The 16,054-nt window shown below is 27.0% G+C and carries 5 protein-coding genes; all 5 read left to right on the forward strand.

The genetic code is table 4. The annotated features are described in order from the left end of the window. Positions 1 to 82 precede the first annotated feature (82 nt). The 5 genes from gyrB to ACSH4Z_RS03090 all read left to right on the forward strand — a co-directional run bounded on the left by gyrB (position 83) and on the right by ACSH4Z_RS03090 (position 15,983). Positions 83 to 2,050: a DNA topoisomerase (ATP-hydrolyzing) subunit B gene (gene gyrB, locus ACSH4Z_RS03070; RefSeq protein WP_438340523.1), complete on the forward strand. Its 1,968-nt coding sequence runs from the start codon at positions 83 to 85 to the stop codon at positions 2,048 to 2,050. 9 nt (positions 2,051 to 2,059) lie between these two features. After that, positions 2,060 to 2,815, forward strand: a complete 756-nt coding sequence (locus ACSH4Z_RS03075) for a phosphotransferase family protein (protein WP_438340524.1) — start codon at positions 2,060 to 2,062, stop codon at positions 2,813 to 2,815. A 9-nt stretch (positions 2,816 to 2,824) separates the two neighbouring features. After that, positions 2,825 to 4,297, forward strand: coding sequence for a hypothetical protein (locus ACSH4Z_RS03080; RefSeq protein ID WP_438340525.1), 1,473 nt, complete (start codon positions 2,825 to 2,827; stop codon positions 4,295 to 4,297). A gap of 20 nt (positions 4,298 to 4,317) precedes the next feature. Then, positions 4,318 to 5,148, forward strand: a complete 831-nt coding sequence (locus ACSH4Z_RS03085) for a hypothetical protein (protein ID WP_438340526.1) — start codon at positions 4,318 to 4,320, stop codon at positions 5,146 to 5,148. Positions 5,149 to 5,429: 281 nt separating this feature from the next. After that, on the forward strand, positions 5,430 to 15,983 hold the full coding sequence (locus ACSH4Z_RS03090; RefSeq protein ID WP_438340527.1) for a hypothetical protein: 10,554 nt from the start codon (positions 5,430 to 5,432) through the stop codon (positions 15,981 to 15,983). Positions 15,984 to 16,054: the final 71 nt, after the last annotated feature.

Here is a 16,054-nt window from a genome sequence, read left to right on the forward strand (position 1 = left end):
TTACATAAAACCATTTTTTCATGACTTTTTGATATAATTTATTTATTATAATTGCAAAGCAATTATATTGTAAGGAGAAAAAATGCCTGAGGAAAAAAAATATGTTGCTAGTGATATTCAAGTTCTTGAAGGATTAGATCCTGTACGTGTTAGACCAGGAATGTATATTGGCTCAACCGGCTATAGAGGAATTCATCATCTTATTTGAGAAATTTTAGATAACTCGGTTGATGAGGCAATGGCTGGTTATGCTACTGAGATAAGCGTTACCTTGCATAAGGATAATTTTATTGAGATTGAGGATAATGGACGTGGCATGCCTGTCGACATCCATCCTTCAACACAAAAATCTGCTGTTGAAACAATTTTAACAGTTTTGCATGCTGGCGGAAAGTTTGACTCAAGCAACTATAAAGTTAGTGGTGGATTACACGGTGTTGGAGCTTCTGTGGTTAATGCCTTAAGTGATTCTTTTGAAGTTTGAGTAAAAAGAGCAGGTAAATTACATTATCAAAAATATGAAAATGGTGGAAAACCCATTGATGATTTAAGAGTTATTGGTGAAGTGCCTATCGGTGAAACTGGCACAAGAATTAAATTCCATCCTGATTATACAGTTATGGATAAAATAGATTTTGATTTTAGTACTATTAGCGATCATATTAAGCAGGTGGCTTATTTGAATAAGAGCCTTATGTTTAACCTAATTGATTTAACAAAAGATACTAAAAAAACTTTTTGTTTTGATGGAGGTATTGTTGACTACGTCAAAGAACTTAATAAAGGTAAAAAGACTATAAACCCAGAAGTTATTTATGCCTTAGGCACATTTAGTGATGTTGACAAACCAACTGAGGAGCAGATTGCTAATAACAAACCGCCTAAGCAAGTTGAAATTTTAGTAGAGGTTGCTTTTCAATATAATGAAGCCTATCAATCAACAGTTATTTCATATGCTAATAATATTCAAACTACTGAGGGCGGGACACATGAAAATGGGTTTTATGATTCTATAGTAAGAATCTTTAATAAATATGCTGAGGAAAATAGATTGTTTAAGGGAAATGAAAAAATAAGCAAAGAGGATTCTAAAGAAGGACTTATTGCAGTTATTTCTATTAAGCATAGTGATCCTGTTTTTGATGGCCAAACAAAATCAAAATTTGGCTCAGCAAATGCGCGTTATGCAACGAATAAAGTCGTTTCAGAGTCTTTAGAAAGATATTTAGCTGAAAATCCTAATATTGCTAAAAATATTATTAACAAATGTTTGCAATCACAACGTGCTAGATTAGCTGCTAATGCTGCCAAGGAAGCTTCAAGAAAAAAAGATGGGTTGGAATTTAGCGGTCTTCCTGGGAAGCTTGCCGACTGTTCATCTAAGAATGCGGAAATAAGAGAATTATTTATTGTCGAAGGGAATTCTGCTGGTGGCTCAGCGAAAGGCGGAAGGGATAGATCTATTCAAGCTATACTGCCTTTAAGAGGAAAGGTAATAAATGCTGAAAAAAATGATAAGGTTAAATTTTTATCAAATCAAGAAATTCAGACCATTATTCATGCTTTAGGTACTGGTATTGGACATGATTTTAATATTAATAAACTAAAATATCACAAAATTATTATTATGACTGACGCTGACGTTGATGGTGCTCATATTTCAACATTGCTTTTAACCTTCTTTTATCGTTATTTAAAACCGCTGATTGAATATGGTTTTGTATATATAGCCTTACCTCCACTATATAAAATAGTTGCAGGAAAGAGAGTTGAATACGCCTACAACGATGCTCAAAAAGAAGAAATATTAAGCAAATTTGATGACAGAAAAGCTATCTCTATACAACGCTATAAAGGGCTTGGAGAAATGGACGCTGAACAGTTGTGAGAAACCACCATGAATCCTGATGCTAGAAAAATGCTTCAGGTACAAATTAATGATGTAGCTGTTTGCGACCGCGTATTTACAACACTAATGGGTGAAGAAGTTGAACCAAGACATGACTTTATTGAAGAAAATGCTAAATATGTATCTAATATTGATTTTTAAGGAATAAGAATGAAGTTAGTTAAAAATCAAGGATATACCAACACCACATATTTTGATGAAGAAAATAAACAATTCATTAAAATAAAAAAGTTTGATTCTTTCAATCATAAGACACCTAATAGTATTTTAAATTGTTTTAGTTTTGCTCCTAAAACAATATCCGAAGATGAAACCATGGTTATTAATGAATGAATTCCAGGAGATATCCTAAATCCAAATACATTAACAAATGAACAATTAAAAGAGATAGGTAATAAATTGATTACTCTTCATAATTCGAAATTAAAGTTTTATAAGGAAAATCAAATAGCTAGAAGGTTTAAGGTTTATCGCGAAACAATATCTAAGTTAGGACGTAAAATTCCAATTTTAGACAAACATTACAAAAAAATTAACTTATTTTTAAAAAATATTGATAATTCAGCTCCTGTTCATAATGATTTATGATTATTTAACTTTATCGACAATGAAAAAGGGATATTTATAACAGATTGAGAGTATGCAACAATGGGCGATGTACATTTTGATTTAGCATATTTTATTGAATCATCAAATCTTAGTAAGGAACAGGAAAAAATATTTTTGGATGCTTATGGAGATGATTTTGAACATAAATATTTACTTGCTCATAAAATTATAGTTAATGCATTAATTGTTTTATGAATAAATAAACATGCAATAAAACCATTTGATGACAAACTTTATCTAGATAGGGTTGATAAGCTAATAGTTGAATATGATAAAGAATATAAGGCAAATTTATAAAGAAGATCTATGTATTTAGAAGAAAAAAACAATCATATTATTGATAATTCGCATTTGTTTGAAATTGAAAGAATGTTTGAAATGATTAGAACTACTTTTGATGAAGAAGTTGCAAAGAGAATTTCTCATGTCCGTTTTTATCGTCATGAATTAAATAAGACATATTTTATTGCTAAGTATAATAATCTTTGAGTACAAATAAGAATACCTAAACATAAATTTGATGCTGAATGTGAGAATGAATTTATTGTTATTAAACATTTTAAGGATTATATTTTTGCTAAAGACGGAATATATATAAAAAAATGATTTCCGGGCGAAGATTTATTTCATATAAAATTTAAAAAGGTCACTATTTATTCAATATTTAATTGTGTAAAGAGTTTTCATGAGTGTAATATTGAGGTGCAAAAATTTAATTGAAATAAGTTTATTATTCAAGACAAAAAATATCATGAATTGCTTCATAAGTACAAAAATGAAGAACAGGTTTTGAGCCATAACAATATCCAAAATCATAATATTATAGTTAACAAGTATAACTTTGTTAAGTTGGTGGATATGGATAGCGTATCTCTTAACTCCCCATATTTTGATTTTGTACTACTGCACATTAACATTGGAATTGATAAAAAAATGATTATTGACTATTTTAATTTAGACAAGGATGTTTTTGATGATTACATATATTTGGTTAATACATACCGCGAGGCAGAATATAAGAGTGATTATCGTTATTTAACAATTAATAAGGATATAATTCCTGAGTCCCTAAATGTGTATAAAACTAGAACCTCAATAATTAACAACAAATTTATTGTGCATAAGCACCACAATCAATTTGATAACCGTCTTAAAATTAAGACAATTGAAGATTTTTATTTTGTTCCAACTTTTATTTATGAAGATGAGAATAAAATTATTTGAAGATGGCTAACTAGAAAGGATAAATTTCAATTAACTCATAGAACTATTAAGATATTGGCTAAAATTATGAGAACCTATCACGATTCAAATGTTCAATTCCCTAACTACATATTGTATGAAAAAATAAAGTGATATTTGGATAATGTAAATAAAAAAGATTTAGTTATTGAAATTGGTAGTAATGATCTCATCTCTCAGATTGTAAACTGAATAAAAGAAATTGAGATTGATGCAAATTGTCATAATAATCTTAATTTTGAAAATATTTTATGGGATGATAACCAAGGAATTTATGTGATTGACTGATCAATTGCTTATCGCAGTTCTAGATATTTAGATATTGCATTTATGTTTGAAAATTTAAAAGTTAATAAAAATATTGAGGAACAATTTTGACGATCATATAATAAACATAAACCACTAGATTTTTATAGATATCGTATTATGGCATTATTTGTTCATTATTTGCAAAATAAGGTTTTAAATAATGATGATAAATTAGTTAGAAATATAGCTAATAGAATTAAAGAAATTTTAATTGAAGATAAGAGCTAAAACATATATAGGAGTAGTTAATGAGAAAGAATAACAAAAAAATCGAGTCTAAAGGTGATATGAATAATTCTTTATCGGCAAAACCTAAAAAGAATATTAAAAAACTATTGACAACTATTTTTATGTATTCTGGAATAATTGCATCAATTGGTGTAATTTCTGGTGTTTCGATATTTTATTCAACAAATCAGTCGAGAAGTGTAAATTACTTATATGATAGCGAACGTGATGTGAAATTCGAAAAGAGCGAAAAATCTGAAAACAACACAATTTCAACATTTGTGCTTGAAAAGGAAATACCAGCAAGCGAATTGTTTGATTTGGACAAGAAAGTTGAAATATCGAATCAAAATGGAGAATATGGAGTTCATCTTTTGACAAACTACTCGTTTTATAAGACTGGCTATAATTTAGATAGTTATTTTGATAATAAGAAATTTGTGTTTGCTTTAGATAAAAATTCCGATAAGGAAATTGCAGTGGTGAAGCTGCAAGATGAGTTTAAAAAATTTAAAGATAAAAATAAATATGACATTGATTTTAAATATTTTATTCAACAATTAACTAGTTTAAAGCTAGCTATTTCATATTATTTTACTATGAACAATAAAACATTTTTTATTGAAAATAAGAAGAATGTTACTGGTTTTGAAATAAAGACATTATTTTCTAAAATACACGAATACTTTAGAAATGTTGTGGCAAAAAAAGAAATTAAGAATGAAGACTTTATTTTCAAAATAAAGGTTATCAATAAAAACGGAATAATAGATAAGGTGAAATTTTTAGTGAAATTTTCATTTGAAACAATAGAATCTAAAAACGATTCGAAGCAAGAAAAAAAGAATTAAAAAGCAAGGCAAATATACCAAAAACAATCTTAGCATGTAAACAGAAAACCTCTTAATTAAGATGGTTTTTTGTTTATCATTTCTAAAATTTTATTTTTTCATATATGAAAATATAGTGCTTATTTTTTGATGTCTATGCTATATAAATAATAAAATGTTCATAAAAAGAATAAAAACCAAAAAATATGTTTTTTGTTGTTTTTGTTGATTTTTATCATAAAAAAGTTTTTATCTAAGCAATATATATATATATAATACTTAGTATATTATAGAGGTGATATATGGCTAAAAATTTGAATAAAAAAAGACGTAATGTATTATATGCAATGGCTGGATCGGCAACATTAATGACTGCTGGGACGTGAACATATATTCTTTTGGATTCGCATTTAAAAAATCAATTGGATTTAAAACAAAACTATTTTTACTTAAAGGATATATTAAAAAAACAATCCGATTCTTTATATAATGATAGCTCTCTTAAAATTGAAGTGCAAGCATTTCTAAAAAATGCTTATTTCAATAAGTATACAAAACAAAATCAAGAAAAGATTGCTTTACTGATTAATAAGGTAATAGCAGAAAACAAAAAGGATATAGAAGAAATAAAAAATCTTGCTGATAACATAATTTCGAAATCTCTTAAAAATATTGAAAAAAATAAAGCAGATGAAATTAATTCATTAGAACAAAAAATCTACACAAAGAAAGAAGTTGTGGACTTTATAAAATATGAAAATGAAATTATTTTGTTAATTAAGAAGGTTGTTCTAATCGATAAAAATAAAGCTAAAGAATTTTATATAGAACTAGATAAAGTAGCAAATAATGAAGATTTAGCTAGACTAAAATCTAATATTTTGTTATATCTTGCTAAACGTGGTGAGCGGGGAACGTTTGAAAAAATTAAGGAAGATTTAATTAAGGAAATAACGAAAAATTCTAATTTGAGTAGCGAAGAAAAGGCAGACTTAATTAATAAAATCAAGGATACAAAATCATTAAATTACATCGAACTTATTAAACAAAAAATAGCCACACTGGATAATCTTTCAGCACTATCTTACGGATTAGAAAGAAATAATTTGGTTAAAAAAGCAAAGGATTCAACGACAATTGAACAGCTTAACGATATCAATAACAAGATTGAAAAAATATTGAATGATAAAAAGAAAAAACTTTTGGACCTTGTATCAAAATTGATTGTTACAAGAACGAAAAGCTATTTTTATAACAAGCAAAATAAGGCAATAAATCAAAATGAAATTGAAGCCTTAATTAAGATCGTAGAAAATGAAATATTTTTTGAAAAAGTGTTTAATACATTTGATAGAGCAAAGAAAATTAATAAAAATGAAGCTCAATTTTTGTTATCAAGAGTATCCGATCAATATATAAAAAAAATGTATGGAGCCTTGTTAAAAAGTGATAATTTTGATCTTAAACAAATAACTGATATTAAAGATAAATTCTTTCAGGCTTTAGAGTTTGAAAATAAAGCTGATTTTATCAAAATAATTAATAGTTCCTTGATACAGAAAATTAATGATAGTTCAATTTTATCTCCTATGATCGAAGAATTAGTTAATAAGGTAAACAATTTAGACAATAAAAATTTAGATGAAGTTATGGTTGAAGTAAACGATACAATAGCTCTTTTTATTTTGCAAGTAGAAGCTAAGGATTTGATTAAAAAACTAAATATTTCAAATTTCAAGACTGCTATAGAACAAAAATTAAATACCGAAATTCATAATCCTTCACAAATTTTTGATGTTATTAATCAAATAAATACTTATATTAAGGATTTTAAGGATCGTGTTCAACATAAGGCCGATAAAATAGAAAATTCAACAACAAGGGATAAATTTAATAGTGAATTAATTAAAGCAGAAACAGAGAATGAAATCAAAAAGATAGAAAAAGATATTGATGCATTATTAGCAAATACAGAAGATTTGAGAAAAGTTGCTTCAGAAATAGTTATGCGTCTTGCACAAAGTGACAAAAAGTCTAATTTCGAATCCATAATTGCTAATAAATCAAGCACTGAAAATGACCTACGTAACATTATAACCGAGGCCCAATCTATATTAGAAAAGGCAAAGAATGAAGCATTAATGAATGTTTCAAAATCATATAATTCTTCACAATATCATGTTTTTAAAGAGAAAATTAATGCTGAAAATACTACGCAGGATGAGTATAAAAATATCGAAATTGAAGCATTGAAATTATTTAATGATATGAAAAAGCATCTAATAAATGAACTTGGCTCATTAAGTTTTAGTATGCAATTAAGCGACTCTATAAATGATGAAATAAATGAAGCTGCGAATATTTATCAGCTAAATGTTATACTAGAAAAAATCAAAGCATATTTGATTAACAATAAAATTAAAGATGTTGGCCAACGCGAAAAACAAAATGATTTAGTTAAGAAAATTAATAAAGCCTTAGATATTGCATTGGATGAAATAAAGAAAATTATTGTTGACTCAGAGCTTATTATTGCCTTGGAAGCTGGGGATGAGATTGAAATTATTAAATCTGAGATTAATAGGCTTCCTTATCCTTCTGGTAAAGATGCTCCTGCAATAAAAGAAATGATTAATGAGATAAATAATATTGAAAATGATTCTACATTAGGTCAAAATCAAAAATTAGAAAAAATTAAAAATATAGCTTCAATAATTAATAGTTTAGCTGATAAAATAAATCGCTATAAGGATGATATTAAAAAAGTAAATCCGCAAAAACAGGCACGTTTAAACAATAAACTTGATAACTCTAATTTTTTACCTCCAAATAATAATGAATTTGATGAACTTAAAAGAATAATTCAAGATGCTAAAAATGAGGATAAAAATGAGGCAATTGCCGAAATAGAAAAACTTAATTTATTGACATCTGATCAATCCAAAGAGTTTAAAGAAAAAATAAATGATAGTACTTTTAAAACATATGATGAAATTCAAAAAGTAGTAATAAACGCTAAGTTGCAAAATCAAAAAAATAAATTAATTAACGAGGTCAAGAAATTTGAATATCCGCATAAGGATAAAGCCCCAGCAGTTCTTGAAATAATTTCTCAAATTGAAGCCTTACAAGATTTGCAACAAGTAATCAATTACCAATCTATAATCGAAAAAATAAAAAGAAATATTGCTATTGTTAATACAAAACTATCTAATTTGCTAGTAATTTCTAATGAAATAAAAGAAAAATTTGATGAAGCAAATACAGATGAAGAATTTGACAATTTAAATACTTTGGTTCAAAATGCACTTGATAACCAATCAAATAAATTAGCGCTTGATAATAAGGTGGAATCTCTCCCATATCCAAAAAGCGATGGCGTTTTTAACATCGGAAGCAATGATGCCCCAGCTATTTCCAAGATTAAAAGTTATTATACTGATTCGAATGGTGTTGGAATTTCTGAAAAAATTATTGAAATAGATAACAAAATTATTAATATAACAATTAACATTGAATCAAGTAAACAAGCTATTAATAAAATATCAAAAAAGAATCAATTAGAACTTTGAAACAAATTAAGAGATTCTTACACCGATCAAGAATTTAATGAATTAATTAAAAAGATTGCTAATGCACATGCTAGCGATGTGGTCGAGGCGAAGGCAGAAATAACTAAGTTAACCAATTTAAGCCAAGAATTAGTTAGTGCATTTAATGCTAGAATAGAGGCTAATGATGACTATGAAAATATAAAAAAGATAGTCAATGAGGCAAGGTTAAAAGATAAAAAAGAAGAAATTAAGAAACTAATTTCAATGAGCGACTATGTTAATGATAGTAATTCAGATGTATCGATTAAAAATAATTTTAATACAACAAAAGCCCAATTCGATAATGTTATTGATCAAATAGTTATTGATGATAATTCTTATAATCAAATTAAGGAGCAAACTAAAGATTTTGTTGCCGAACTTCATAAGGCTAGAGACTTAATTGATTCTTTAAGTTTGCAAGATGTTATTGATGTAAATAATGTTAAATTTGAACTTAAAAAGTTAATTACCACAATAATTAATAAAAGTGATCTTGAAAAAGTTGAGGTCGAGATTGCTAAATATAAGTTAAAAAAACAAATTTTAGAACTTGATTATTATAAGGATACTCCTCAGCCAGCCCCTGCAACTATCATATTGAATTCGAAGATTGATTTAGCTAAAAATAGTAATGAAATTGAAGTACTAGAAAATCTAATTAAATCAATTCCAGAAAAAATTAAAAAGGCAAAGGAAGCAATTGATAGTTTAGATAAAAGCCCATTAAAAAATAATATAGCGCAAAGAAAACAAGCTTTAAAGGAGGAATTAAATAGATCTGTTGATGGAAATAACTTTGATAATTTGTTGAAAAACATTAATGCAGCAAAAAATGAAAATGAGTCTCAATATCGTCAATCTCGGAAACAAAATTTAATTGAAAAAGCTAAAGGATTAGAATACCCATCAGTTAAATCAGAACAATCTGAAGCAATTACTTCAATTATTAAAAAGATTGAAGTTGATTTTAGTACTATGTCTAATGATACAAATTTATTAAATAATAAATGAGCACGAGAACTGGAAGATATTGAGAAAAATATTTTTAATTCTAAAGGAATTTTGGAAAAAATAAATCCTAAGCATTTAGATAATTTAAATATAGAATTCAATAAGGCTGATGAATCAAATAAATTTGAAATATTTAACAAAAAAATTAATCAAGCATTACAAGAAGATAAACAAGAAATAATACAAAAAATTAAAGCTTTATCTAATCTTGACAAGACAACAAAATCTTCTGAATTAATCAAAAAATTAGATAACAAATCATACAATGAAATGGTTGCGGTTTTGAATGAAGCCTACAAAATTGATCTTATTGCTAAGATTGACAAATTACCTTATCCTTTAAGTAACGCCAAAGCTAAAATTATTTTAAAATCACAACTAAGCAATATAATAAATGAAAATAGTTATTACTTAAAATTAAAGGAACTTAGCGAACTAGAAGTAGCCATTAATAACGCTAAAAATAGAATAAATTCTCTTTCTTATCCAATGGAACCTAGTTTGGCTAAGAAGAAATTAAATGATAAATTAGATGAGTCAATTAATAAAGACCAAATAAATAAATTAGCTAATAATGATTTAAAAATCAAGATAGAAAAATATAAGGAATTAATTGAAGGCATTAAGTATCCTATTTCAGTTGAAAATCAGGCAAAATTACTTGATGAATTGAGTTCTCTAACCAACGAGCAAGAAGAAGAGGTTTTAAAACTAAATATATATAATGCAAAACGTGAAACCGCCTATAAATTAATTGATGGATTAACTGATTTAGATAATCTAGTTAAAGAAAATAAAAAACAAGAAATAACCCAAAAGATATCTGGAAATAGTTTGGATTTACAACAAGAGTTAACTGATATTAATGCAAAAATATTTGAAGCTCAAAAACAAAATTCCAAGCAAAAGATTCAAAAAATACCTTATCCTATTAATGATGTGACTTCACAGAATTCAAGAAATTTATTTAATGCAAAAATTGATTCTGTTCAGAGCGAAGAGGGCTTGTATCCTATTAACGATATTTTAGATTTATTAAAAAATGAAATAACCACAATAAATAATGAGGTTTCACTGATTGTAGATGCCTTTCGGAAAGATAAAATAAATAAGTTAATTAACGGTGTTACTGACATAAAAAATCTTGAGAACATTAGATTAGAATTACTTAGGGCCAAAGCAGCTGATGTCATTGATAATTTAGTTGATTTATCTGTCAAACAAAAAGAAGACTATAAAAGTGAAATAGATAAAAAAACTAATGATATTGACATTAATTTAGTAGTTGAATCTGCAAAGTTACAAAATAAAAAAGAAGAAACATTTAAGTTAATTGATCGGGTTTCTTATCCTAAGAAAAATAATGATTTTGTTGCTAAGTCAATTAAAAAAATTAAGGATGAAGTTCAAGCTTTAAATAACAATAGTGAAGTTACAATAAAGAAGCAAGAGATACAAACATTTGATACTAAGCTCAAAGAATTGATAGAATTAGCAAAAACCATTGAATATAGCGAAAGCAATTCGCATGCACTAGTTAAAATTTTGGAAGGTTTTGATTCTGCAACCTCAGTTGCCAAATTAGAACAAATTCTTCCTAAAAGTTGACCTCAGCATATTAAAACACTCAAGAAATTGGCTGAGAAGTACTTTGGTATTAATTCTTATTTTGTAACCAATAAATTAAGTCATACATATCCTCAAAAGAACGCAAGTGATAGCGAAGGTTTGAGTTTGCAAGAATTTTGTCAACTATTAATAACCGAATTTAAAAAACAAGCAAAGATTAAAATTGATAGTTTATTAGTAGCTGATGAAGGCAAAAAACAACAATTGCATAAGCAAATTAATGATATCTTAGTTGATGGTATAATTTTTGCTATAGATCAAGATATTTTTGAAAAACCGCATCAAATTATTAATAAAGCTATTGCTGATGATGCGATTGAATTTATTCAAAATCTTGCTTATCCACAAGATAGTAATTCCGCCCAATCAAAAGCAACAATTAAAACTCAATTAGTTGATTCGTTTAAGATAAATCAAGTTATTTTGGTCAATGAAGAAGTCACAATTTTGCATGATAAATTAAAGAAATATAAAGAGCAGGTTGATGACTTAAATAGCCTGATAAATTTGATAACAGATATTACTAAAAAAATGTTCTACAATGATTTGTTTTCAAGAGCAGATAACTTAGAAAAACTAAAGGAACTTAAAAATAAGATCAAGTGGTATGTTGAACTACAAAGAGATATTTTATCCATTATTGATCTCGAAAAAAATGAATTTGACATTAGTTACGGTAGCAAGGCGGAAGATGTTTTAGATGTAAATCAAAACATAGTAAGTTTAAGAGAAAAATTATTAAACTACATTTTTAGCGCTAATAATCAATCTGAAATAATGCAGTTAAAATCTATTGTTAGTGAAGTAAAGGCCGCATATGATAAGCTAAAAATGTTATTTGTAAAAAGAGATACATTAATGATGTCAGTGTTTTTAAAGCAAATCAAAGAGGCTATTGGCGTAGGTTCAATTGAGACCATAATGAATAATGCATCTGAAGTTAAAAATAAAATGGATGTATTTTGAAAAAAGACATCCCCATATATCGGTTTTTATATTTTTGATCATAGAGACAAACTTTTAGAAAACGCTGCCAAGCCCGATAATGAAAGAATAATTGACGGCACAAAATTCAAAACATTTGATGAATTCATTAAACATATAAGAACTCAAACTAATCCAAATGAATTGCAGAGCATAATTGAACAGGTGGTTCCTTTATATCATAGTGTTATTGATTATTTATTGATTGCCAAAGATAATCTAACTCAGGCTGCTCATAAGTATTATAGGGATGAAATTCTTAAAGCAACTACGAAGCAACAAATTGAGCTCCAAGTTAATGATGCTAAAATATTTAATCAAAAAGTACTTGAATCAAGAAATAAACTAGCCCAAATTGGAAAGGTTGGGAATAGAGCTAAATTAATGATGGAAATTGAAAATGCAAATAATGCAAGCAATATTCAAAATGTGTTGAATAAGATAGAACAATTTAGAAATCAATTTAGCAATGCTACTTTAAAACTTAACGAATATAAGTCACTAAATGAGAAAGAAGAAATTAAGCTTAGAGATTTTGAAACGAGATTAGATAAATTGCAAGAAGCAGATACTTCGTCGCAACTGGCAAATGAAATTGAAGTTGAAATTGCAAGAGCAAAAGCAATTGCACAAGTAAAGCAATTGATTTTTCTAAATATCAATCAACAAAATAAATATATAATCTTACTTAGACAAGCAGGAATAAATTATTTAAATTATCATGCTGAAATAACTAGGTTAACAAATGAGGCTAAGCAATTTAATGAAAAAGTGAAAACTGCCAAAGACATTCTTTCTTTATTTGCTAAGGATAGTAACAAAACGACATTTAATAAAACAATTTCAAATGCTTTAGATATCCAAACAATGCAAAACATAATAGTTCAAATTAATGATTTTAAAATTAAGTATAACGAATCTAAGGAGTTAGTTGAAGCCTATAAAAATCTTAATAACAAAGATGCTACAAGGTTTGATCAATATAATAAAAAACTTGACGCTATCCAAGACGGTGATGAAGCTAACTCTTTGATAAATGAAATTAAATCTGAATTTAAGAGTAAATTAAAATTAATTATTAATAATATTCCTTATCCAAATAAGAATAGTAGTGAGGCGCAACATTCAATTAATGTATTAAGTGTAGGTGTTGATAATTTAAATACAATTGATCAATTTATAAATAAAGCAATTGAATTAAGCGAACTTAATGATGAGATTAACAAAAAGGCTCCGCAAGTTGATTTATTACAATATAGTGAAAATAATGCATTTGCAAAACAAGCAATCAAAACTGAATTAAATAAAGCAACAACTATACTCCAAGTAAAGACTGCTTTTCCAGATGATTGAAGTCAAAAAGTTGCTTATTATAAGCAAGTGTTAGAAAAATATTTTGAAGCACAAAATAAAACGAATCTTGCAGCAAGATTTAATAGAACTCACCCAAAATCTTCTGACCATACGGTTAGTGAATTGGAAAAACAATTATTGCTAACAATGAAAGTATTAGCTAAAAATCATATCAACACTTTCAAACATTTAGGTGATTCTAAAAAAGTGTTTATAGAAAGAATCGATGCTATAAATGGCTTTCCAGACGAAAATAGGATGCAACAAGTTGCTTTAATTTATATTGAAGCAGTTAAGGCAAATTACAATAATTTCATTGATAAATTAGCTTTACCTAATGATAACCATAATCAAGCAAACTCCTTGAATTCAAAGAATAACTTAAAAAATATTTTGGTTAATAGTTTTACAAAAATAAGTACTAAAATTAATAATCATCAAGAAGTGCAAGCATTGGAAAGCGAACTAAATAATCTCAATGAATTGGTTAATAATATTAAGACTAAAATTCAAAATATTGATGTAGAAACCAAAACATCCGTTTGAAATGAAGAATTTTCAAAAGCTGATACATCAGAAAAATTAAGATTATTACTTGCTAAAATAAATAAATTTGACCAGGTTTTAGAAAAGATTAATAGAATTACGGATTTACAATCATCTGATGTTGGAAGCGGTAATGAATTAGTTCATAGTCAACAAGTAAATGAAGAATTGTCTAAGCTTCGTGAATCTTATAAGGATAAGTTGGGTATAACAAAAGAAAATGATATTGATAAATTAAATCAATTTGTAGAAAAGGCAAATGAAGTGGTTAGATTGCTAAAAGATTCATTTAAAACCGATTTATTAGTAGAAAAAGCTTATATTAAAAAGATTGCATCTGCAGGCGATGCAGCACAGCTAGAAGAAATTAGAAATGATCTTCGAGAGTACAAAAGAGAGTTGACGAGATTTTGAAGTAGTTCTGAGAATCTTGAAAAATATATAAGAGACAACAAGGGCTTACTAAGCAAAAATGTTCTTAATGGAATTAAACGATATGAAGAGTTAGTTAATGATGCAAGAACATTTAATAGTGCAGCGGAGTTAAAGAAATTTAATGATTATACAATTCCTTTATATCATGGATATATTGATTATTTAATAATTGATAAAAGCGGAATACCTAAATCAGTATTAAATATCTTTAACCAAAGAGTTCAATTAGCTCCTGATAAAAATACAATTGAAAATGTTATTATTCCTGAGCTAAGATCATATCAAAGAAAACTAAGTGATTTAAAAACAATGATTAGTAAACTAAAAAGTAATGATTCAAAATCAAAATATAACGGTATGTTAGATGATGCTGATTCCTTAACTAAATTAGAAAATATTATATCAAATGCTAGAAAAGAATTAATTGTACAAAGGGTTGAAACTAGATTAAAACAGTTAAAAACAAGCAATTCTGATCCAGAAAAAAATAAGAAGCAAATTCTTAATGCTCCTGAAGAACAATATATAAAGGAATTTAAACAAAAGATTGAAAGAGCTTCTAACGTACAACAAGAAGAACAAATTGAGCGTGAATTTATTTTTAGCAGATACTATGAATCAAAGCGTCTTTACAGTGTGCTCAATTCACTTGAGTTCATAGGCGAAATTCTTATTAGTAAAGCAAAAAAATCTTTAAATCCTAAATATATTAATTTAATTAATAAATTTAAAGAAAAGGATTTTATTAAAGGATTTAAAAATAACGGCGAAACAAAGTATCAAAATAATTATACATATACAGAATCAAATAGTTCGGATAGAACACTAGCGCAATTTGCACATATGTGAGTGCAAATTAGCAACGATCAAACTGGATATTTTAATCAGCAGGACACTAATGATATATTCAGCGCCGCTACGCAATGAAGGCCAATATATAATGACATTTATGTTAAAAATCATAAATGAAATCAATTTCCGCTAGACAATTACCATAATTTAATTGATCAGGCAATTAGTTTAGCTAAAAAAGATAAAAAACTTACAAGTATAGAGGATTTATATGCAACTGTAGATACTATTGCAGGATTTGGCTTTGCAAAATTTAAGGAAAATCCAAATAAAGATGGAATTTTTTCCGTTGCTGCTTTATTAGATAATGCAAGAACTCATCAAGAAGTTAAAGGAAATGAATACCTTGTAGCCGCTTTTGTAGGTGGAGCAACAACATACGATTATTTCCGTAGGCAAAATAAAAATAGTAATTTATTGACGCATTACGATTTAGGTTGGAAAATATAAAAAAATTGATTTATGTTTTTTTAAAAAAGAATAAGAGTAATTCAAAATGTTAATAAGTTTGTAAGTTATTT

The sequence above is a fragment of the Mycoplasma sp. 125 genome (genome assembly GCF_051549845.1).
GTDB lineage: Bacteria > Bacillota_I > Bacilli_A > Mycoplasmatales > Metamycoplasmataceae > Metamycoplasma.